We start from the raw sequence: 21,724 nt of genomic DNA on the forward strand, positions 1-21,724 counted from the left end.
CCTAAACGTCCAGCTCGTCGGCAACCTTACGCAGGGCAGCCGCGATGGCCTTGCCCTTGTTGCCTTCCGGGTATTTGCCTTTGGACAGGGTGCCGGAGAGGTTGTCCAGCACGCTCACCAGGTCCTGGACCAGCGGAGCAAGGTCCCTTGCGCTGGGCCGCTTGGCCTTGGCGATGGACGGCGTCTTGTCCAGGACACGCAGCCCCAGGGCCTGCGCACCTTTCCGGCCGTCGGCAACGCCGAACTCTACGCGGGTGCCGGCCTTGAGATCCGTTACACCCTCGGGCAGCGACGATTTGGGCAGGAAAACCTCCTGGCCGTCCTCGCCTGCGAGGAACCCGAAGCCCTTGTCCTTGTCATACCACTTGACCTTGCCGGTAGGCACGTAATCAACCTTCTTCGTTCTGCTGTCGTGAGACACGGCCGGCCGCCACCGCATCCGCAGTGTTGTGCGGGTTCAAGGTATGGCAGCTGCAAACCGTGTTGGTCTGTATCTTTCAAGGTTATCCTGCCCGGTGCCCGAATCCTGCTTTCAACGGCGTCAGGTAACGCCGTTCACGCCCGCCGCCGCAGGGGCTGTAGCGTTACGTCCATGACACCCTCGCGATACCGGCGGCCCATCATGATCGTCGCCGCAGTCATTGCCGTGCTCTCCCTGGCCGCCGTGGGAGCTGTCATGGCCCTTGCCTTCGCCGGCTCGGTGGCGCCGGCGTGGGTCACCTATTCCGCACTGTACGGTTTGCCTGTGGCGTTCCTCCTCATGCTTTTCCTTGTTCTGGACAGTGTTGCCGGGCGCCGCCGGGCAGGAAAGCCTGACCAGCGGTAACGTTGGACTGATGTCCCTTATTCGCGCGCTCAGCAAGGACCTTGAGGCACGCAGCGATGACTCGTTGCGGGCGCTGTTCGCCGCGCGGCCGGACCTCATCTCCCCCACCGTTCCGGATTTCTCCGCCCTCGCCGCGCGGGCAAGTGCACGGGTCAGCGTGCAGCGGGCCCTCGAACGGCTCAACAGGCCGCAGATGCAGGTCCTCGAAACCCTCCATTTATGCACCAACACGGACACTGAGCACAGCGCCTCGGCGGCCGGGCTCAGGAAAATGATCTCCGGCGCCACGCTCGCCGCGGTTGAACGGATCCTGGCAACGCTGCAGGAACTGGCCCTGGTGCACCGGGCATCGCCCCCGCACGGAACCCCGTCCTCCGCCGCCAGGCAGCGCTTCTACCTTCCGGTGGGCTGCCTCAAGGACGTGGTGGGCCTTTACCCGGCAGGCCTGGGCAGGAGCTACACCGAGCTGGTCCGCCTCCAGCCGGCGTTCGCGCAGCGGGCGGTCCAGCTGGTCTCCGAACTGCACCGCAGCGGCGTCGCCATCCACGACGCCACTACCCCCATGGAGGCAGCCCTCGCCCTCCAGCACTGGACCTCTTCCCCTGAGGCGCTGCAGGAAATCCTCGCCGGAGCCCCTGAGCGGACGACGGCGTTGCTCGCCAGGTTCCGCAACTGGGCCATGGGTGCCGTGCCCCAGGCGCAACGCAAGGCGTCCATCACCGCCGAGGGGTCCGACGTCGGGCCCGTTGACTGGCTTCTGGCCCGCGGCCTGCTGGTGCCGCTGGATGCTGCACATGTTGAACTGCCGCACAGCGTAGGGGTGTCCCTGCGGGGCGGAGCGATCATCAACGATTTCACGCTATCGCCGCCCATCCCGGAACTGGGCAGGACTACCGCCGTGCTGCGCAGGAACGCGGCGATGAGTGCCATCTCGGAAACCCTGCGGCTGGTGGGTGAGCTGCTGCATGCCGTACGGGAGCAGCCGCTGGCCACGCTGCGCAGCGGCGGGGTGGGGGTCCGGGAGATGCGCCGGCTCGCCGACGAGCTGCGGGTGGACCAGGCACGCGTGGGGCTGCTGCTGGAACTCTGCGGGCTTGCGGGCCTGATCCGGCTGGATGTGGATTCCTCCTCCTGGGTCCAGCCCCCGCAGCTTGAGTGGCTGGTCCTGCCCCGCCAGGAACAGTGGCTGTGGCTGGTGAACGCCTGGCTGGCCAGCGAACGCGTCCCCTCGCTGGTAGGCCAGCCCGTCAACGGTGCCCAGGGGGCTGGAGGGCACCGCACGGCCTCCGGCAGCACCATCGTGGCGTTGTCCGCCGAGCCCCAGCGCCCCGACGCTCCCGTGATCCGCAAACGCATCCTGGAAATCCTGCACCAGCTCACCACCGAAGCGGCAGCGCCGGACGGCACGGCGCCGGTACTCGACGCCGCCGCGGTCCTCCAGCGTGCCGAGTGGGCCCAGCCACGCATGGCGCGGCGGTTCAGTTCATTGATCCGGGGCGTCCTCGCCGAAGCCGAACTGCTTGGCCTGATGGGATCCGGCGCCTTGAGCCAGCTGGGCAGCGCCTTCGCCGAAGACCAGCCGGATGCCGCCCTCGACATCCTGGGCGAGCACCTGCCCGCCGCGCTGAACCACGTACTCCTGCAGGCCGACCTGACCGCCGTCGCGCCGGGCTACCTGGCCCCTGAACTGACCGAAAAGCTTCTGGTGATGGCCGATGCCGAAGGCCAGGGCCCCGCCACCATCTACCGGTTCTCGGACAACTCCATCCGGCGCGCCCTCGACGCCGGCTACGACGCCGCCGGCCTGTTGGACTTCCTGCGGGAACACTCCGCCACCTCCGTTCCCCAGCCGCTTGAATACCTCGTGGAGGACACGGCGTCGCGGCACGGCAGGCTGCGGGTAGGCGCGGCCGCCAGCTTCATCCAGAGCGACGACGAATCAGCCCTTGCCGAGCTCCTGTCCGGGCCCAAAGCAGCCCGGCTGGGCCTGGTCCGCATCGCGCCCACTGTCGTGATATCCACTGCCCCGCCACGGGAGGCAGCCCAGGTCCTGCGGAGCCTGGGCTTCTCCCCCACGGTCGAAGGAACAGAAGACCCCGCAGTCCGGCTCCGCAGAACTCCTGCCGCCCAGGAAAGCCTTCGGCCGGTCTACACGGAACCGCGGACCGCGCCGGCAGCCGAGGACGTGGACGCCCAACTGGCCGTGCTGCGGCACGCCGCTCCCGCCGTCGGCCACCATGGCCACGGTGGCCATGCCCCGTCAGGGGACCACTCAGGCGAGGCGGCCACCCAGCTGGGGCTTGAGGCCCTGCAGCGTGCCATCAGGCTGAAGCAGCGGATCAGCATGAACGTGGTGGACAGCCTGGGGAATGCCAACCTGGAAATCGTTGTTCCCTTATCGGTGAGCGGCGGACGCGTGCGGGTGTTCGACCCCGCGAAGGAAACGGAACGTGTCCTGTCCATCCACCGCATTATCGACATTGAGGCTGCAGAAGAACTGCACCAGTGAAGGACTCCCCCGCGTGAACGACGGACCCCTGATTGTCCAGAGCGATAAAACCATCCTCCTGGAGGTGGACCATGAGCTGGCCACCGAGGCGCGGCACGCCATTGCGCCCTTCGCCGAGCTGGAACGGGCCCCCGAACACATGCACAGCTACCGGCTGACGCCGCTGGGACTTTGGAATGCCCGCGCCGCCGGCCTCGACGCCGAGAGGGTCCTCGACACGCTGTTGAAGTACTCGCGGTTCCCGGTGCCGCATTCGCTGCTGATCGACGTCGAGGAGACGATGTCGCGGTACGGCCGGCTGCGCCTGGAAAAGGACCCCCAGCACGGTCTGGTCATGCGGACGGACGACTATCCGGTCCTGGAGGAAGTGATCCGGGCCAAGAAGATCCAGCCCCTGCTGGGGCCCCGGATCGACGGGGAAACCGTGGTGGTGCACGCCTCCCAGCGCGGGCAGCTCAAGCAGCTCCTGCTCAAGATCGGCTGGCCCGCAGAGGACCTGGCGGGCTACGTGGACGGCACCCCGCACCTGATCGCCCTGAACGAGGACGGGTGGAAGCTGAGGCCCTACCAGCAGCTGGCCAGCGAGAATTTCTGGGCAGGCGGCAGCGGCGTGGTGGTGCTTCCCTGCGGGGCCGGCAAAACGCTGGTGGGGGCAGCGGCGATGGCCACCGGATCAACCACTACCCTGATCCTGGTCACGAACACCGTGGCTGCCCGGCAGTGGAAGGACGAACTGCTGAAGCGCACCACCCTGACGGACGACGAAATCGGCGAGTATTCGGGGGCAGTGAAGGAAGTCCGTCCCGTGACCATCGCCACGTACCAGGTCCTCACCACCAAGCGCGGCGGGTTGTATCCGCACCTGGAGCTGGTGGACGGCCACGACTGGGGCCTGATCATCTACGACGAAGTCCATCTCCTGCCGGCGCCGATTTTCCGTATGACAGCGGACCTGCAGGCCCGGCGCCGGCTGGGGCTCACCGCCACCCTGGTCAGGGAGGACGGCCGGGAGGGCGAGGTGTTCAGCCTGATCGGACCCAAGCGCTATGATGCGCCCTGGAAGGACATCGAATCCCAGGGGTACATTGCCCCGGCCGACTGCGTGGAGGTCCGGGTGGACCTGCCGAAGGACGAACGGGTTGCCTACGCCATGGCCGAGGACGCGGACAAGTACAGGCTGTGTTCCACCTCCGAATCCAAGACCCTGGTGGTGGAAGAGCTCGTGGCCAGGCATGCCGGTGAACAGCTGCTGGTGATCGGGCAGTACATCGACCAGCTGGACGACCTCGGCGCACGGCTGCAGGCGCCGGTGATCAAAGGTGACACATCGGTGAAGGTGCGCCAGAAGCTCTTCGATGCTTTCCGGGCAGGCGAGATCCAGACACTGGTGGTGTCCAAGGTTGCCAACTTTTCCATCGACCTGCCGGAGGCCTCGGTTGCCATCCAGGTGTCCGGTTCGTTTGGATCACGGCAGGAGGAGGCGCAGCGGCTGGGCAGGCTGCTACGGCCCAAGAAGGACGGGCGGGCGGCCCGCTTCTACTCCCTGGTGGCCAGGGACACCCTGGACCAGGACTTCGCCGCGAAGCGCCAGCGTTTCCTGGCCGAGCAGGGCTACGCGTACCGGATCATGGATGCCAAGGACGTGGGCCAGCCCGGCTAAGCGCGCACCGCAGGCCCCATCGGCCACTCCATGGGTGCACACTGGGAGGCATGCGTCCGAAAATACGTCCGGTCATTCCGTTGCCAGGCCAGGAGTCGGTCTGGGACTACCCCCGTCCGCCGCGCGTCGAGCCGAGCCGGGAACGGATCAGGATCATTCTCGGCGGGGAACTGATCCTGGACACCACGGATTCCCTCCGTGTCCTTGAGACTAGCCATCCTCCCGTCTACTACGTGCCCCGTTCCGCGTTCATCCCGGGAGCCCTGGAGCCTGCGCCCGGAAGCAGCTTCTGCGAGTTCAAAGGTTCAGCCCGCTACCTCACTGTCCGGGGCGGCAGCGCGGTAGCGGAAAGGGCGGCCTGGTTCTACCCCGAGCCCGTCGCGGGATACGGGGACCTGGCAAACCGTGTGGCGGTCTACCCCGGCAGGATGGACTCCTGCGAGGTGGACGGCGAGCGCGTGCGTCCGCAGGCCGGCGGCTTCTACGGCGGCTGGATCACAGACCGGGTGGTGGGTCCGTTCAAGGGAGAGCCGGGGACCATGGGCTGGTGAACCCGCGGACTCCTACCTGCCGTGTCCGTGCAGCATAACGCCTTGGGAAAAGGCGCAGACTGCGGGAAACCGCAAAGAGTTGATGACGACATTGTTCGTGCACTTTCCCGGCAGTACGGTCAGAGCGCTGGGTTACATGTAGGGAACAGGTCCCGAACTCAGATCGGGACCTGAGGGCTTGGCTGACGGCCTGGTCCGTTTCGTAGAACACGGCTTCACATGCGCAGATCGACCTTCCTTTGCCCCGGCCCACAACCAGCAATGACCGCTGGCTTCGTGCTGCCCAACCGACTCCGTTACGCGACGAAGCGACGACAGGAGTAGTCCGGCCGGGCCCCTCTGCGCGGGCCACGGCCGATCAAATATTGGGGAGATGCTGGGGATTTCGCCGGCGCAGGTCATCTGCCTGTTCCGAAACATCATTCGCCACTCTGAAGTGAGCACACACCCATGAAAAACATTACGCGCGCCCGTTGGGGTGCAGGAATCGCCTGTCTGGCTTTAATCCTTTCCGGCGTTACATCGGCACAGGCAAACCTGCCCGGTAGCCCCTTCGACGCCGGTGACGGCAACCTGTTGGTGAATGGCGTTGAGGACGACTGGGCCAATGCGGCGGTCAGCTGCACCGGCACAATTGTTGGTTGCGGCCTGGACCTGCCCACAGGCCAACAGGACAACTCGTTCGGACAGGGAACCAAGGAAGACACCCCTGTACCGACTGTCGTCTCAGGCCAGGTCCCAAACAACAAGAGCGATTTGACGCGCTTCTATTCGAAACTGAAGACCGAAGCCAACGGCAAGGACTACGCCTACTTGGCCTGGGAGCGGGTCCAGGAGCCCAACGGCACCACCAACATGGACTTCGAGTTCAATAAGTCCGCCGCTGTTTCCGCCAATGGCGTCACCCCTGTCCGCAGTGACGGTGATGTCCTGATTAAGTATGATCTTGCCCAGGGCGGCGTTACTCCCGTGCTCGGCTACCATCTGTGGACGACTACGGGCGCCCCGGCTTCAGTTTGTGAAGCGTCGAATACTGTTCCTTGCTGGGGCAAAGTCCAACCCCTCGACGGGAACTTCGAAGCGTCCATCAACACGGAAGCGGTGGTAGATCCGATCAACCCTGACGCTCCCCGCAGCCTCAGCGTGCGCACTTTCGGCGAAGCAGCCATCAACCTGACTGATTCCAACATCATTCCTGCAAATACCTGCGAAACGTTCAGCGGTGCGTATCTGAAGAGCCGTTCCTCAGACTCTTTCACCGCAGCGCTGAAGGACTTCATCGCCCCTGTGCCGCTCAACTTCTCCAAGTGCGGCTCCATCAAGATCCGTAAGGCTACAGTGGGCGGCGATGGAACTTTCGGTTACACCACTACCGGCGGTTTAACTCCCGCCACCTTCACCCTCAGCAACGGCGGCCTTCGCGACTACGGCTCGGCCCTCCGGCCCGGTTCCTACACCATCACCGAAAACAGCCTTCCTGCAGGGTGGGACCTGACGAGTATCAGTTGTACGGTGACGGGCACGGGGACCTCTGCGGCACAATCAGGCACCAGCGCAACCATCAACATCACGCTCGGCTTCCAGGGCACCGTCGACTGCACTTACACCAACACCGCCCGCGCAACCATCATCGTGGAGAAGCAGACAGTTCCTGACGGAACGGCAGGAACGTTCGCCTTTACGAGTGATGTTGCCGGGCTGAACGGATCCATCAGCGACGGTCAAACGTTAACAGCAGCAGGCATCCTGCCCGGCACGTACACGGCGACGGAAACCGACCCGGCGCCGGGGTTCGACCTCACAGGAATCGCTTGCGACGACTCCAACAGCACCGGCAATGTGGCAACACGGACGGCCACGTTCGTTGCAGCGGCCGGTGAGACGGTCAAGTGCACGTTCACGAACAGCCAGAGGGGACGCATCAATGTATTGAAGACCGATGACGACACTCCCGGCGTTCCGCTCGCCGGTGCTGTCTTCACGCTGTACGCCGATGCCGCACCTACCGGTGGTACAGGGCCTGGCGCCGAAGACGCGGCAACGGCATTCACCTGCACGACGACGGACGCGGGCACCTGCTCCTTCCTGAACGTTGTCCAGGGCAGTTACTGGGTGGTTGAAACGACGAGTCCTGCAGGGCATGACACCGCAGCTGCTCAACTTGCGACTGTGGGCGCCGGCGGAACTGTGTCCCTCACGTTCGTAGATCCCCGAGACTTCAAGATCATCGTGCTGGTCTGCAAGGAAGCCGACAACTCGTTGTACTCAAGCACAGTGACCGTGGACGGTGAGGACAAGGCCTCCCTGGGTACGTCCCCATCGGGGCTGACCTCCGCTCAGCTGTGTGCCTTGGGTGGAGCCACCTATGGCGACAAGAGCTACGGTAATCACGATTCGAATGTGAACATCCCTCAATAGAGCGTTGTGACGATGGGTCAAGCCCCGGGCTCGACCCATCACGAATGGAGTACTGACAGGCAGGGTCCGCGGCGTACTGGCCGCGGACCCTGCCTTGTGCGTGGTACGTCGCCTGTCCGTTGGCGTCCATAAAACATTCATCCTGCATCCAGACAACTCCCAGAGACTGGGAGCATGATGGGAGCATGAACAAGAACGGCCCAGAAGCGAAGCTCCTCGTTGTCGACGACGAACCCAACATCCGCGAGCTGCTGTCCACCTCGCTGCGGTTCGCAGGGTTCGAGGTGGTTTCGGCGGCCAACGGCCGGGATGCCCTGGCGGCTGCGGATACGCACACCCCCGACCTGGCCGTGCTGGACGTCATGCTTCCGGACATGGACGGGTTCACCGTCACCCGCAAGCTCCGCGCATCGGGCAAGCACTTCCCGGTGCTGTTCCTGACCGCCAAGGATGACACCGAGGACAAGGTCACCGGCCTCACGGTGGGCGGGGACGACTATGTCACCAAACCCTTCAGCCTCGACGAAGTGGTGGCGCGGATCCGCGCTGTCCTGCGGCGCACCCAGCCCCTGCTCGACGACGACGCCGTCATCCGCGTCGGCGACCTGGAACTCGACGACGATGCGCACGAGGTCCGCCGCGGCGGCACAGTCATCGAGCTCTCCCCCACCGAGTTCAAACTGCTCCGCTACCTCATGCTGAACCCGAACCGTGTGCTGTCCAAGTCCCAGATCCTGGACCACGTGTGGGAGTACGACTTCAACGGCGATGCCTCGATCGTGGAGTCCTATATTTCCTACCTGCGCCGCAAGGTGGACATCGACCCCGAGGCCCCGGCGCTCATCCAGACCAAGCGCGGCGTGGGCTACGTGCTGCGGACGGCAGAAAAGCGCTGACCTTGCTGGAGCGGTGGAAGTCGTCCTCCCTCAGGACGCAGCTGGTGGCCATGATCATGGCCCTGCTGATCGTGGCGCTGACGGTGACCGGCGCGGGCACCCTTGCGCTGCTGCACAGCTTCCTGCAGGGACAGGTCGATGACAAGCTGAATGCCGCCGTGCACCTCGCCGAAGAACAGGGTTCCTTCACCCAGCTGCAGGCGCCCAACCCGATGGTTCCCACCGATTACTCGCTGACGCTTTTTGTTCCCGATCAGGAGCCTTTCCCACTCAGCCGGGACACTGACGGGGGCGGTCCCGATATCAGCTCCATGTCGGTGGAGCAGGCCCAGTTGCGTGGCGGTTTGCCTTACCAGGTAAGGGGCACGGACGGCGAGAACTGGCGGGTGGTTGCCGTAAGGGTCCTCGCTAACAACCGTCCCGCCGTCGTGGTTATTGGGCTGCCGCTCCAAAGCGTGGACGACGTCCTCAAGCACGCCACGCTGGTGGTCATCGGGGTGGGCCTGCTCACGCTCCTGTTGGCCTCGTTGATTGCGAGCTGGACTGTCTCCCGGTCCTTCCGGCCCCTGGCGCGGGTGGAGAAAACGGCGGCCGCCATTGCTGCCGGCGACTTGTCCCGGCGTGTGGAGGTGGAAAATCCGGCTACCGAGCTCGGCCGGCTCAGCAGTTCGTTGAACGCCATGCTCGCCCACATCGAAACCGCCTTCGCGGCGCGCACCGCTTCCGAGGCAAGGATGCGCCGTTTCGCCGCCGATGCTTCTCACGAACTGCGCACGCCGCTGGTGACCATCCGCGGGTTCTCCGAGCTGTACCGCCACGGGGCATTGACCACGGACGAGGATGTGGCAACCGCCATGGGCCGGATCGAAAGCGAAGCCAAGCGCATGGGGTCCATGGTGGAGGATCTGTTGCTTCTGGCCCGGCTTGATGAGCAGCGCCCGCTCCAGCAGAAGCCCGTGGACCTGCAGCTGGTTGCCCACGATGCTGTGGTGGACACCAAGGCCGGCGCCCGTTCGAGAGTGATTTCGTTGACCGGGCTCGACGGCGGGACTGCCACTCCGGCCCCGGTGCTGGGCGACGAAGCCAAGCTCCGGCAGGTGGTGGGCAACCTCGTGGGCAATGCCTTGCGTTACACCCCCGAGGGCTCGCCCATTGAACTTGCGGTGGGGGTGCGGACCGTGGACGGGGAAGCCCGCTCCATCATCGAAGTACGCGACCACGGGCCGGGCATTTCCGACGAGGATGCGTCCAAGGTCTTTGAGCGTTTCTACCGGGCAGACACCTCCCGGACCCGGGAAACGGGCGGCAGCGGACTGGGCCTGGCCATTGTGGCTGCGATCGTGGGATCCCACGGTGGTTCCGTGCGGGTGGAAACCACCGACGGCGGCGGCGCCACCCTGGTGGTCAGCCTCCCCTACCGCGGCGACCCGCCGGAGCGGGCGGACGCCCAAGGCAGTGACGGCGAGGTTATCCACATATAGCCTCCGCCCGTGGCAGGGGCAACAGGCGCATCCATAGGCTCGTTGCAGCAGCCCGGAACAGCCGGGCAGGGAAGCGCACCGCTGCCCATCTCAGCGAAAGGCACTGCCATGAGCATCATTTCCGTCGATACCGAACTGCTTCAGCTGAAGTCCGCGAACGTTCAGGCAACAGTGGACAGGATCAGCGCCGATGTCCAGGCCATGAAGTACGGCCTGGACGAGCTGCAGGGCTCCTGGCGGGGTTCAGCAGCCACCACCTTCCAGGCTTTGATTGCCGAGTGGACCCTCACCCAGGGCAGGGTGGAGGCATCTTTGGCTTCCATCAACGCGGCGCTGGCATCGGCCGCCGCAACCTACGTGCAGGCGGAGCAGGGCAACACGCAACGCTTCAGCTAAGGGGTTGCCGGGCCCGCACCATCCACAGCGGCGGCACAGGACAGTGGCGGTGCAGGACAGTGGCGGCGTGGACAGTTGCGGCACTGCCCGGGCCGGAGCGCGGCCCGGCTACGCTTCGGGTGTTCCCTGGTGGAACCTCAGCCGCCACCGGTTGCCGTCAAGGACCCACAGGGAGCTGCGGAGGGTGGTGCCGGACCGGGCAAAGCTCCGGTATGTCAGCAGGACGGCACCCGTGCCGATGCGGTCCACCCCCAGAATTTCAATGTCTGTCCGTTCCCCGGGATCCTCTTCCAGTGCCATCATCATGGCGTCACGCGTCCAGACCCGCCCTGAGCTGCCGATCTCCATGAAGTCGGGGTGCAGCAGAACAGCTGTCCGCCCGATGTCGCCGCGCACCAGCGGCCCCAGGAGTTCGCGCTCCAGCTCCTCCACCAGGGCTTCAGGCGACGGGGCCTGCTTCTGCGCGTCCGCGACGTCGAAGGGGTCGGTTTCGAGCTCGCTGAACAGGTCAAGCTCGTCCGGGCCAGCGGCGGGCGGGATGTCTGCGGTGCGGGTGGTGGTTGCCCGGGTGCCTGTTCCAGGGGTTGTTGCCCTGGCGGCTGTTGCCTGGGGCATTTCCGCCGCCCGCTGTGTTACAGCAGCGGCGGCAGACGCGGGCACTCCACGTGCATCATGACCTGCCGCGATCAGGTGGGAGCCTGGAAACCCGGGGCCGGACCGCGCGGCAACGCCCTGCTGGTATGCGGTAGCCGCAGCCCGGGCGCGCTCGTCCGCTGCTTCGTTCAGTTCATGGCCGGCGTGCCCCTTGACCCACTCGAAGGTGTACTTCCGGCCGGCAAGCTCCCGGTCCAGTTCCTTCAGGAGCTCCACATTCAGGACCGGCTTCCCGTCAGCCTTGCGCCAACCCTTGCGCTTCCACCCCGGCATCCACTTGGTGATCGAGTTGATGACGTACTGGCTGTCGCACAGGATACGCAAGTCCTCCTGCGGGAGGTGGGCGGTGGCCCGGAACAGGTCCAGGACAGCCATCAGTTCGCCCTGGTTGTTGGTCCCGTGGGGCCACCCGCCGGCGCGCCAGCAATCATCATTCACATACCAGGCCCAGCCGGCCGGGCCCGGGTTTCCCAAGGCCGAACCGTCAGCCGCTGCAGTAATCGTCACCGGTCCATCCTGCCAGACCGGAACCACAATGCGGGCCTTTGCTGACGGATCTCCCGCAGCCCCGCGGGAGGTGCCCGGGCCAGTCCTGCCCTCGCCTGCGTCCAAGAACCGGGAAAGCGGTTACCAAAAGTCCTTGACGGCAGGAATGGATCAGGGAACAATCGCATTTATTGAAAACGAGAAAACGCTTTCTCGAGCAGTGGCGGCAGGGATGCCGGATCTGCCGGGAGGCGGTACCAGGAAGGCACATCAATGACGATTCGGACTGTAAGCCGGCGCAAGTTCCAGCTCGGCGCAGCGGCCCTGGCCCTCTCCATCCTCGCTACAGGCTGTGGCGCCTCCGGCGGAACCGGAGGGTCGGGCGGCAACGAGCAGGTCACCCTGCGGTTCGCCTGGTGGGGCAACGAGTACCTCAACGCGCAGACCGAAAAGGTCATCGCGGCCTTCGAGGCGGAACACCCCAACATCAACATCGAATCCGAGCCCGGCGAATGGGGCGGCTACTGGGACAAGCTGGCCACGAAAACGGCCGCCAACGACGCGCCGGACGTGATCCAGATGGACCAGAAGTACATCGCCGAGTACGGTGGCCGCGGGGCGCTGCTGGATCTGTCCAAGCAGGACGGCATCGACACCTCCAAGCTGGACAAGGAGGCCCTGGCTTCAGGGCAGTACGACGGCGCGCAGTACGGGCTCAGCACGGGCCAGAACGCCTACGTCATCATGGCCAACACCAAGGTGTTCGAGGCAGCGAACGTACCTATCCCGGATGACACAACCTGGACCTGGGACGACTTCATGGACACGGCGTCGAAGATCAGCGCTGCCGGTGACGGAAAGAACTACGGCGCCGCCTACGGCAGCAACGAAGCTGACTTGATCATCTGGCTGCGGCAGCACGGCGAGGACCTGTACTCCAGCGACGGCAAGCTGGACTTTGATACCGCGACGGCGGCGTCCTTCTGGGAGCGGCTGAAGGAGCAGCGGGACTCGAAGGCCAGCCCGCCGGCAACGGTGGCCACGGAGGACTCGGGGGCCGGGCTGGAGGAAAGCCTGTTCGGAACCAACCGCGTGGGCATGGCCTGGTGGTGGACCAACCAGCTCGGCTCGCTGGAAGCCACTACTGGCAGCAGCATCAAGATGCTCCGCGCACCGAGTGTGGACGGCTCGGCCGCGAAGAACGGCATGTACTACAAGCCCACCATGTTCTGGTCCGCCTCGTCGCGCTCAAAGCACCCCGAAGAGGCTGCCACCTTCATCAACTACCTCACCAACAGCCCGGAGGCCGGCGGCATCCTGATGACGGACCGCGGCGTGCCCACCAACCCGGAGATCGTTGACAGCATTACTGCTGCGCTGAAGCCTGCGGACACCACCGTCGTGTCCTTCCTCAAGGGCATTGCACCTGACATCCAGGAAGCACCGCCGGTTCCGCCGGTAGGCGCCGGCAGTGTGCAAAACGTGATCAAGCGCTACACGGACGAAGTGCTGTACGACCGCCTCACCCCGCAGGCGGCCGCGGAGGCCTTCAAGAAGGAAGTCGAGGGGATGCTGTCCAGCGCCAGGAAGTAGCAAAGGCACGGCCGGGCCGCACCACCAGGCCAGTACCGGACCACCACGCAGTACCGGACCACCACATGGCACGGCAACCGCTGACCGCATAAAAGACAAATGCGGCCCCCTCCGCAGAGGGGGCCGCATTTGTCGTATCAGCGGGACAGGTCCCGGCAGGAAGGCTAGAAGCCGCCCATGCCGCCCATGTCGTCGCCGCCGCCGACGGGAGCGGCGTTCTTCTCGGGCTTGTCGGCCACAACTGCCTCGGTGGTGAGGAACAGGCCAGCAATGGAGGCCGCGTTCTGCAGGGCAGAGCGGGTCACCTTGACGGGATCGTTGACGCCGGCAGCCAGCAGGTCGACGTATTCGCCGGTGGCTGCGTTCAGGCCGTGTCCTGCGGGCAAGCCGCGGACCTTGTCAACAACGACGCCCGGCTCAAGGCCGGCGTTGAAGGCGATCTGCTTCAGCGGAGCGTCGATGGCAACACGGACGATGTTGGCACCGGTTGCTTCGTCGCCGGACAGCTGCAGGTTGGCGAATGCCTTGGCGCCGGCCTGGATGAGGGCCACGCCGCCACCGGCGACGATGCCTTCTTCAACAGCGGCCTTTGCGTTGCGCACTGCGTCCTCGATGCGGTGCTTGCGCTCCTTGAGCTCAACCTCCGTAGCGGCACCGGCCTTGATGACTGCAACGCCGCCGGCCAGCTTGGCCAGGCGCTCCTGCAGCTTCTCGCGGTCGTAGTCGGAGTCGGAGTTCTCGATCTCGGCGCGGATCTGGGAAACGCGGCCGGCGATCTGGTCGGCGTCGCCCGCACCCTCGACGATGGTGGTCTCGTCCTTGGTGACAACAACCTTGCGTGCCTTGCCCAGGAGTTCGAGGCCGGCGTTCTCCAGCTTCAGGCCGACTTCCTCGGAAATGACCTGGCCGCCGGTGAGGACGGCGATGTCGGCGAGCTGTGCCTTGCGGCGGTCACCGAAGCCGGGGGCCTTGACGGCCACGGACTTGAAGGTGCCGCGGATCTTGTTGACGATCAGGGTGGCCAGGGCCTCGCCCTCGATGTCCTCGGCGATGATCAGCAGCGGCTTGTTGGACTGCATGACCTTTTCCAGGACAGCAACCAGTTCCTTGACGTTGGAGATCTTGGAGTTGACGATCAGGATGTACGGGTCCTCGAGGACCGTTTCCTGGCGCTCTGCGTCCGTGACGAAGTAGGCGGAGATGTAGCCCTTGTCGAAGCGCATGCCTTCGGTGAGTTCCAGCTCCAGGCCGAAGGTGTTGGATTCCTCGACCGTGATGACACCTTCCTTGCCAACCTTGTCCAGGGCTTCGGCAATGAGGGCACCGATTTCGTCGTCACCGGCGGAGATCGAGGCGGTAGCGGCGATCTCTTCCTTGGTTTCGATTTCCTTGGCGGAGTTCAGCAGCTCGGCGGTGACGGCCTCAACGGCCTTCTCGATGCCGCGCTTGAGGGACAGCGGGTCGGCGCCGGCAGCAACGTTGCGCAGGCCTTCCTTGACCAGGGCCTGTGCCAGCACGGTAGCCGTGGTGGTGCCGTCGCCTGCGACGTCATCCGTCTTCTTGGCAACTTCCTTGACCAGCTCGGCGCCGATCTTCTCGTAGGGATCGTCCAGCTCGATCTCCTTGGCGATGGAAACACCATCGTTGGTGATCGTGGGGGCGCCCCACTTCTTTTCGAGGACGACGTTGCGTCCACGCGGGCCGAGGGTGACCTTAACGGCGTCGGCGAGGGTGTTCAGGCCCCGCTCAAGGCCGCGGCGTGCCTCTTCATCAAATGCAATGATCTTGGCCATAACGGCAGTAGTCCTTTCGGGACAGTCGTTAAGATTGAACCTTCGCTGCAGTGCCCGCGACGGACGATCCTTTGCCGACGGCCTCTGTACGCCTCCGGGTGGGGATCTCACTCCAGTTAGGTGTTTCTTCGCTCCTCGACCGCTGCCGTGCGCCGCCCGGCGGAACCAGGCCTTGCTTTAGCAGTCGGTACGTCAGAGTGCTAACTCAATAATTAGCACTCCCCACGTGAGAGTGCAAGCGAAAGAGGCCCCCAACCGGCAGTCCGCCCTGGTATTCGCCGAGGGCGATCAGCTCGCGGCGCGGCCCGCTGTCTCCCGGCCGCTGGGCGCGGGAATGTTGTCGGCCCCGTATGTAAACACCATGAAGTTGGCCGTGGTGATGTCTCCGTTGGCGTCAAACGCGACCGGGCCGGATTCGCCGTCGTAATTTATGACGCTGCCCGATGCCAGTCCGGCCAGGCATTCTTTGTAGGAGGCACACGCAGCAGCTGCGGGGGCCTCCGCCCCGGCCACTCCCCCGGATACGCTTATCAGGTTCGCCGTGACGGAGCGGCCTGCATCGTCCTCCGCCCTGGCGGCGGCCAGGGCGGCAAGGGTAACGGCGTCGTACGTCTCGGCCGCGAACGATACGTCCTTCAGTTTCCCGTCGACGGCCAGCAGCCGCTCCTGGAATGCCGCGGAGGGAAGTTGTCCCGGAACCACCGCGCGCGCGCCGTCGAGGGACCTGGCGCCCAGCGTGGACCCGTACCGGGCGAAGGCGCCGTCGCTGATGATGATGCGGTCCCCGGCCACTCCGGCATCGTTCAGTTCTGCCAACGCGCCCTGCGCACCCTCGCGTGCAATCAGGATCACCGCATCGGATGCGGCTTCCGCTGCCTCATCGGCGGCTCCGCCGGCCTCCCCCGGCGTGAACCCCTCCGTCGCCGCGACGTTGAGTCCGGACTGCTCGGCTGCGTCGGAAACAGCCGTTGAAACGTCCTTGCCGTAGGAGCCCTCCTGGTACAGCACGGTGACGGTGGCGGCCCCGGCGTCCTTGGCGAGTTTGACCAGGACGGGAGCCTGGGCCACATCCGCGGCCGCTGTCCGGAAGTAGTAGCCGCCGGAGTCGGTGCCGGTGAGGCCCGCCGCAGTGTTGGCCGGTGAGATCAGCGGCGTGCGTGCCCTGGACAGGACGTCGATGGTTGCTTCGGCGTTGCTGGAATCGGTGGGCCCGATCACCACGTCGGCCTTGCCGGCTACCAGGGCGTGCGCCTGGGCTGCCGCGTCCTGGTCCGTGGCGACGGGGAGGAGCTCCACGGGCCGGCCCTTGTGGCCGCCTGCGTCGTTGATGTCCTTGACTGCGAGCCTGGCCGCTGCCAGCTGGGGTGCGTTGAGGAAGCTGCTGTCACCGGTGTTGTCCAGGACCAGACCCACGCGCAGGATGCCATCCCCGGACGCCTCCGCTGCTTCGACGCGCGCATTGCCGGTCACGCCGGAACACGCCGTCGCGGCCAGGAGGGCGCACAGGGAGAGGGCAAGCGCCGGACGGATCCGGGCGGCGGGGCGGAACAGGGGCTTCACTCGGCTGGCCGGACGCTTTCGGCCTGGGGGCCTTTCTCGCCTTCGCCGACTTCGAGCTCCACCCGCTGGCCCTCGTCGAGTGCACGGTAGCCCTCACCCTGGATGGCGGACCAGTGGACAAAAATGTCGTCCCCGGACCCGTCGACGGTAATGAAGCCGTAGCCCTTCTCCGGATTGAACCACTTGACGGTTCCCAGTGCCATGATGATCAACTCTTTCCGTTGAGACCGGGGAAGCCGCGCCGCTGTCTGCTGCCTGGCCCCGGAACGAAGCCTGAAATTTACTCTAGCCAATGCCGGGCCGGCGCCGCAGTCAGCGTGGAGCAGGGGCGGCAAACGTTACTGATGCGTGACCGGTGCCACAGAAAATGCCCTACCGGTAGCCCGGACCCAGCACCACAGCCAGCGGCACTTGGAACTCTGTGCTGTTCACGAGGGTGGGCACTCCCAGCAGTTCGGCCAGCGCCTGGGCGTTGGCCAGCTGGCCGGCACCGGAGTAGAAGATGGTGGAGCCCTGCTGCGGCGCGCCGGTCCAGTTGCCCACCTGTCCCAGCGTCCAGCCGTCCGCTTGGACGGTACCGCCCACGCGGCTTGCCAGCCCGGCCGTCCCGGCCGCGTTGTAGACGGCTACCGGCTGGGTCCTGTCCAGGAAGACCGGTGCATCGGCCGAGGGAGCGGGCTCAGGTTCCGCCTCGGCGCTGGGCGAGGGCTCGATCGAGGCGGACGGCACAGCTTCGGCGGAGGGTGTTGCGTTGGCGGAGGGCTCTGCCGGGCTTTCCTGGGCGGCGGGGTCCGTTGCGCCGGTGTCTGCCAGCGGACTGGCGGCCAGGCTTGACGCCTGGCTGCCGGTACCGCCGAAGCCCATCTTGGGAAGGATCAGGAAGGACACCACGCCAATGGCCAGGGCCACGAGACCCACCGCCAGGATGGGCCACAGCCGCACCCGGGCCGGGGCGGAAGCCGTGCGGTGGACACCTTGGCGCGACGCGTTCTCGGGGACCTTGTCGAATTCATCGCGGGCGTATTTGGTCATGGTGGAATGGCATCCTTGGTGATTGCTGCTGAAGGGCGTGGGGCGTCCTAGGCGTCGGACCCCAGGCGCCGTGCGGTGCGTGCACGGTGGCGAGACGTACGTAGTCTACGCAATCTCTTGACCAGCATGGGATCGTGCGCCAGTGCATCATCGCTGTCGATCAGCGCGTTCAGCAGCTGGTAATAGTGCGTCGCGGAGAGGTCGAAGAGCTCCCGGATGGCCTGTTCCTTGGCCCCGGCGTACTTCCACCACTGCCGCTCCAGGGCAAGCATCTGCTGCTCGCGCTCACCCAGCGGCGAGTCCCGAAGGGTGAAATCGGCCAGGAGCTGGTTCCGCGGCTCCTGCTCCGGCATACGTCCGGGCATGTGTTCCCGGGCCGGTTCCGCCACGGCACACTCCTCCGCTGGTAGGGTCAAATGTCTTACCCCCATGCTACGGACGAATAACAGCGTTGTCATTTGCGCCGGAGCCGGGCAAGGAGGCAACGCGACAACCATCCCGGCGGCGTTCCCCTGCAAGAATGGGACGATGTTTGAATCAGACGCCTTGTTCGAACTGGAGCGTGAACCCGCCGACGCCATCGGTTTTGCCGGGCTTGCACACCGCCCGCTGGCAGACCTCGTGGCGCCCGACTGGGCTGACGCGCTGGCCGGCGTGGAAGGCGACCTTCGGCAGGTCCTGTCCTTCCTGGCCGCAGAAGTCGCGGCGGGGCACCAGGTCCTGCCGTCGCCGTCGAACGTCCTGCGCGCCTTCCGCCAGCCCCTGGCGGGCGTGAAAGTCCTGGTGGTGGGGCAGGATCCCTACCCGACGCCGGGCCACGCCGTGGGCCTTTCTTTTTCCGTGGACAAGCGCACGCGGCCCATCCCCCGCAGCCTGGCCAACATCTACAGGGAGCTGGAGGATGACCTCGGCATTCCGGCGCGTGTCCACGGCGACCTGTCCGCGTGGGCGGAGCAGGGGGTGCTGCTGCTGAACCGGGTGATGACGGTGCGCGCCGGGTCGGCAGGTTCCCACCGCGGCAAAGGCTGGGAGAAAATTACGACGGCGGCCGTCGCCGCTGTTGCCGGCCGCCGCTCTCCGGACGGGTCACCCGTGCCCCTGGTTGCGTTGCTGTGGGGGAAGGAAGCCGAGTCGGTCCGCCCGCTCCTGGGCGGCACACCCATTGTGTCCAGCGCCCATCCGAGCCCGCTGTCCGCTTCCCGCGGCTTCTTCGGCTCCCGCCCCTTCAGCCGGGTGAACCAACTGTTGCGGGATCAGGGCGCCCTTGACGTAACCTGGGAACTGCCGCCAGCCCCTTAGCTTAGGCTTGCCTTATGAGCATTGTTCCCGCAGCAACCAGCGCCAGCAAGAAGACCCGTCCGCAGATCAACCTCGAAGTAGTGCGCAGGGAAGAGCTTTCTCCGCACATGGTCCGGATCGTGGCAGGTGGGGAAGGCTTCGGTGACTTCGTCAACAACGGCTTCGTGGACCGGTACGTCAAGATCGTTTTTCCGCAGCCCGGAGTGGAGTACCCCACGCCCCTGGACCTGTGGACCATCCGGGAGACCATGCCGCGCGAACAGTGGCCCTATACCCGCACCTACACCCTCCGTTGGGTTGATCCGGCGGCCCGCGAACTGGCCATCGACTTTGTGGTCCACGGCGATGAAGGGCTGGCAGGCCCTTGGGCGGCCAAGGCCCAGCCAGGCGACGCGCTGACCTTCACCGGCCCGGGCGGCGCCTACAACCCCGACCCCGACGCCGACTGGTACCTGTTTGCCGGCGACGAGGCGGCACTTCCGGCCATCGCGGCGTCCTTGGAAGCCCTGCCGCCGGAGGCCACCGGTCTGGCGTTCCTGGAGGTGGATTCCGACGCCGACCTCCAGCTGATTGCCGCCCCCGCCGGAGTGCAGATCACCTGGCTGGCACGCAACGGCGTCCCGGCAGGTTCCAGTGACCTGCTGGTCAAGGCCGTAGCGGATGCCGAATGGCCCGAAGGAACGGTTGACGTTTTCGCCCACGGTGAGCGCGGCTACATGAAGGCACTGCGGGACGTCTTCTTTACGCAGCGCGGCCTGGAACGCCGGCAGGTGTCGCTGTCCGGCTACTGGGCGCAGGGCCGGGTGGAGGACGCCTTCCAGGCCGAAAAGAAACTGCCGGTCGGGCAGATCTGACGCGCCCGCCGCGGGACTGGCCGCGGCGGTGCGACAGCGCCGCGAGGTATGCCTAACGTGAAAATGAAGTCTGTTTGCTTTGCTTTTAGACTGCTGGCCGGGGTTCGAGGGTGACGGTATAGCCGAGGGCTTCCAGTTGGTGGATGGCGCGGATCTGTGTTTGAGCGGGCCGTTGGCGGATGAAGTAGTCCGGTCCGGGATCGGTGTAGATTTCGCCGTTGGTGAGCATGTGCCAGATGGTCGTGAGCATCGAGTGTTGGATGGCGACAAGTGCTTTCATCGGACCGCGCCGTGATTTGATGCGCCGGTATTTCGCCCCGAGGTAGGTGCTTTGGGAGCGGGAGACCGATAGTGCGGCGGTGCCTAGGGCACGTTTGAGGTAACGGTTGCCGGGTCTTGTGCCGGTGGGTTTGGCCTTTCCAGCGGATTCGTTGGCCCCGGGGGCGGTGCCGGCCCAGGAGACCAGGTGCCCGGAGGTGGCGAAAACGGCCATGTCGGCTCCTGTTTCGGCGATGATGACCTCGGCGATCCGGTTGCTGATGCCTGGGATGCCCGAGAGCAGTTCCCGGGCCGGAGCGAAAGGCGTCATGAGGGCTTCCAGTCTGGCTTCGACGCGTTCCAGGTCTGCGGTTTGGGCATCGATTCGGTCCAGAAAGAGCTTAGCCATGAAGGCGTGGTGGTCGTTAAATCGTCCGGTGAGTGCCTCGATTAGTTGGGGGATCTTGGTGCGCATCCTTGCCTTGGCCAGTGAGGCGAGCGTTTCCGGATCGTCTTCACCGCGGATCAGCGCCTCCAGCATGGCCCGGCCGGAAGCCCCGGTGATGTCGGTTGCGACTGAGGAGAGTTTGATGCCTGAGCCCTCCAGCATCTTCTCCAACCGCTGGATCTCCCGGGATCGTTCATCAGTGATCGCTGTTCGGGCACGGGTCAGATCACGGATCCGGCGGATATCGGCTGGCGGAACGAAACAGCTTCTTACCAGTCCGTGGGCGCCGAGTTGGGCCAGCCAGGCGGCATCAGAGACGTCGGTCTTGCGTCCTGGCAGGTTTCTGGCATCGCGGGCATTGACCAGTTGCACGTTGAGCCCGGCTTCTTCAAGGATGAAGTAGAACTGGCGCCAATAGTCGCCGGTGGCTTCGATCACGATCAGGCCGACCCGTTCTGTGAGGAGGTATTGGGCCAGTTCGTGCACCTGGTTGGTCATCGAGGTCCACGTCGTGGTCGTTTGTGTGATCTTCCCGCCGGTAGCGACACGCACGCAGGCTTTCGCGTCGCGCTTGGAGACATCAAGACCGGCGCATCGTTCGTAGAGGACATCCATGATTCGGCCTTCCTGCCGCGATCGGATCGTTCGAACGTGTTCCGGACGAGAGGGCATGAAAGGCAGAAATCTAACGTTCGTGCTCAAAGGCAACAGTCCACGGTCCCCGCGGACAAGGGCCCTCCGCCACCAAGCTAATACGCGGGCTCGCAGGCACCATAGGAAAACCAGGGACGCATCCGGAACACGCTCCCAGTATCGGCCCGGCAGCATACGCCCGAAAGGGTCAAGCACTGCAGAAAGGTGAGGAACGCACCATTTTCCCCTTCCATGGAGGGACGCGGCAGCGGGTCTGGGGAGCTAATACGAAAGTAGGGTGGGTTAGGCTGCGGTGGCTGGTGTGATGGTGACGTCGAAGCCGAGGCTGTTGAGTTTTTTGATGGCGTTGTTTTTGG

The 21,724-nt window shown here is 65.4% G+C and carries 19 protein-coding genes; 11 read left to right on the forward strand and 8 right to left on the reverse strand.

The genetic code is table 11. The annotated features are described in order from the left end of the window. Position 1: 1 nt before the first annotated feature. A complete protein-coding gene (locus ACZ9BC_RS20570) occupies positions 2–385 on the reverse strand; it encodes a cold-shock protein (protein WP_476247551.1) in 384 nt (127 codons plus the stop codon). A gap of 207 nt (positions 386–592) precedes the next feature. On the opposite strand from ACZ9BC_RS20570, the gene ACZ9BC_RS20575 reads away from it, so the two are divergent. The 8 genes from ACZ9BC_RS20575 to ACZ9BC_RS20610 all read left to right on the forward strand — a co-directional run bounded on the left by ACZ9BC_RS20575 (position 593) and on the right by ACZ9BC_RS20610 (position 10,737). Beyond that, on the forward strand, positions 593–826 hold the full coding sequence (locus tag ACZ9BC_RS20575; RefSeq protein ID WP_079597841.1) for a hypothetical protein: 234 nt from the start codon (positions 593–595) through the stop codon (positions 824–826). A 10-nt stretch (positions 827–836) separates the two neighbouring features. Next, positions 837–3,335 carry a helicase-associated domain-containing protein gene (locus ACZ9BC_RS20580; RefSeq protein WP_476247552.1) on the forward strand — a complete coding sequence of 833 codons (2,499 nt, stop codon included), beginning with the start codon at positions 837–839 and terminating at the stop codon, positions 3,333–3,335. A 13-nt stretch (positions 3,336–3,348) separates the two neighbouring features. Continuing rightward, complete coding sequence (locus ACZ9BC_RS20585; protein ID WP_476247553.1) at positions 3,349–4,995, forward strand: DNA repair helicase XPB; 1,647 nt, start codon at positions 3,349–3,351, stop codon at positions 4,993–4,995. 50 nt (positions 4,996–5,045) lie between these two features. Then, positions 5,046–5,546 carry a DUF427 domain-containing protein gene (locus ACZ9BC_RS20590; RefSeq protein ID WP_476247554.1) on the forward strand — a complete coding sequence of 167 codons (501 nt, stop codon included), beginning with the start codon at positions 5,046–5,048 and terminating at the stop codon, positions 5,544–5,546. 450 nt (positions 5,547–5,996) lie between these two features. Further along, a complete protein-coding gene (locus ACZ9BC_RS20595) occupies positions 5,997–7,964 on the forward strand; it encodes an MSCRAMM family protein (protein WP_476247555.1) in 1,968 nt (655 codons plus the stop codon). A gap of 185 nt (positions 7,965–8,149) precedes the next feature. Continuing rightward, positions 8,150–8,860, forward strand: coding sequence for a response regulator transcription factor (locus ACZ9BC_RS20600; protein ID WP_079597846.1), 711 nt, complete (start codon positions 8,150–8,152; stop codon positions 8,858–8,860). A 2-nt stretch (positions 8,861–8,862) separates the two neighbouring features. Continuing rightward, positions 8,863–10,341 carry a sensor histidine kinase gene (locus tag ACZ9BC_RS20605; RefSeq protein ID WP_476247556.1) on the forward strand — a complete coding sequence of 493 codons (1,479 nt, stop codon included), beginning with the start codon at positions 8,863–8,865 and terminating at the stop codon, positions 10,339–10,341. Between the two features lie 108 nt (positions 10,342–10,449). After that, positions 10,450–10,737 carry a WXG100 family type VII secretion target gene (locus ACZ9BC_RS20610; protein ID WP_079597847.1) on the forward strand — a complete coding sequence of 96 codons (288 nt, stop codon included), beginning with the start codon at positions 10,450–10,452 and terminating at the stop codon, positions 10,735–10,737. 108 nt (positions 10,738–10,845) lie between these two features. Here ACZ9BC_RS20610 and ACZ9BC_RS20615 read toward each other — a convergent pair whose 3' ends face one another. After that, positions 10,846–11,898, reverse strand: a complete 1,053-nt coding sequence (locus ACZ9BC_RS20615; protein WP_476247557.1) for an RNase H family protein — start codon at positions 11,896–11,898, stop codon at positions 10,846–10,848. Positions 11,899–12,150: 252 nt separating this feature from the next. Here ACZ9BC_RS20615 and ACZ9BC_RS20620 point away from each other — a divergent pair, with 252 nt between their 5' ends. After that, the gene (locus tag ACZ9BC_RS20620) at positions 12,151–13,470 is read left to right on the forward strand and encodes an ABC transporter substrate-binding protein (RefSeq protein WP_476247558.1); all 1,320 of its coding nucleotides are present in this window, start codon (positions 12,151–12,153) and stop codon (positions 13,468–13,470) included. Between the two features lie 164 nt (positions 13,471–13,634). Here the strand turns inward: ACZ9BC_RS20620 and groL are convergent, their stop codons facing one another. From groL to ACZ9BC_RS20645, 5 genes are all read right to left on the reverse strand, one after another. Further along, complete coding sequence (gene groL, locus ACZ9BC_RS20625; protein ID WP_079597850.1) at positions 13,635–15,263, reverse strand: chaperonin GroEL; 1,629 nt, start codon at positions 15,261–15,263, stop codon at positions 13,635–13,637. A gap of 288 nt (positions 15,264–15,551) precedes the next feature. Continuing rightward, positions 15,552–16,823, reverse strand: coding sequence for an ABC transporter substrate-binding protein (locus ACZ9BC_RS20630; protein ID WP_476247559.1), 1,272 nt, complete (start codon positions 16,821–16,823; stop codon positions 15,552–15,554). Continuing rightward, positions 16,820–17,026 carry a cold-shock protein gene (locus tag ACZ9BC_RS20635; protein ID WP_476247560.1) on the reverse strand — a complete coding sequence of 69 codons (207 nt, stop codon included), beginning with the start codon at positions 17,024–17,026 and terminating at the stop codon, positions 16,820–16,822. Before ACZ9BC_RS20635 ends, ACZ9BC_RS20630 begins: the two co-directional genes overlap by 4 nt. Before the next feature lie 169 nt (positions 17,027–17,195). Then, the gene (locus ACZ9BC_RS20640) at positions 17,196–17,855 is read right to left on the reverse strand and encodes a LytR C-terminal domain-containing protein (protein WP_476247561.1); all 660 of its coding nucleotides are present in this window, start codon (positions 17,853–17,855) and stop codon (positions 17,196–17,198) included. 47 nt (positions 17,856–17,902) lie between these two features. After that, the gene (locus ACZ9BC_RS20645; protein ID WP_476247562.1) at positions 17,903–18,244 is read right to left on the reverse strand and encodes a DUF3263 domain-containing protein; all 342 of its coding nucleotides are present in this window, start codon (positions 18,242–18,244) and stop codon (positions 17,903–17,905) included. A gap of 139 nt (positions 18,245–18,383) precedes the next feature. On the opposite strand from ACZ9BC_RS20645, the gene ACZ9BC_RS20650 reads away from it, so the two are divergent. Both ACZ9BC_RS20650 and ACZ9BC_RS20655 read left to right on the forward strand, forming a co-directional pair. Next, positions 18,384–19,154 (forward strand): uracil-DNA glycosylase, encoded by a 771-nt coding sequence (locus ACZ9BC_RS20650; RefSeq protein WP_476247563.1) that lies wholly within the window; start codon positions 18,384–18,386, stop codon positions 19,152–19,154. A gap of 14 nt (positions 19,155–19,168) precedes the next feature. After that, complete coding sequence (locus ACZ9BC_RS20655) at positions 19,169–20,008, forward strand: siderophore-interacting protein (RefSeq protein WP_476247564.1); 840 nt, start codon at positions 19,169–19,171, stop codon at positions 20,006–20,008. A gap of 85 nt (positions 20,009–20,093) precedes the next feature. Here the strand turns inward: ACZ9BC_RS20655 and ACZ9BC_RS20660 are convergent, their stop codons facing one another. Next, the gene (locus ACZ9BC_RS20660) at positions 20,094–21,329 is read right to left on the reverse strand and encodes an IS110 family RNA-guided transposase (RefSeq protein ID WP_476247570.1); all 1,236 of its coding nucleotides are present in this window, start codon (positions 21,327–21,329) and stop codon (positions 20,094–20,096) included. Between the last annotated feature and the right edge of the window lie 395 nt (positions 21,330–21,724).

The sequence above is a fragment of the Pseudarthrobacter sp. TE3704 genome (assembly GCF_056279405.1).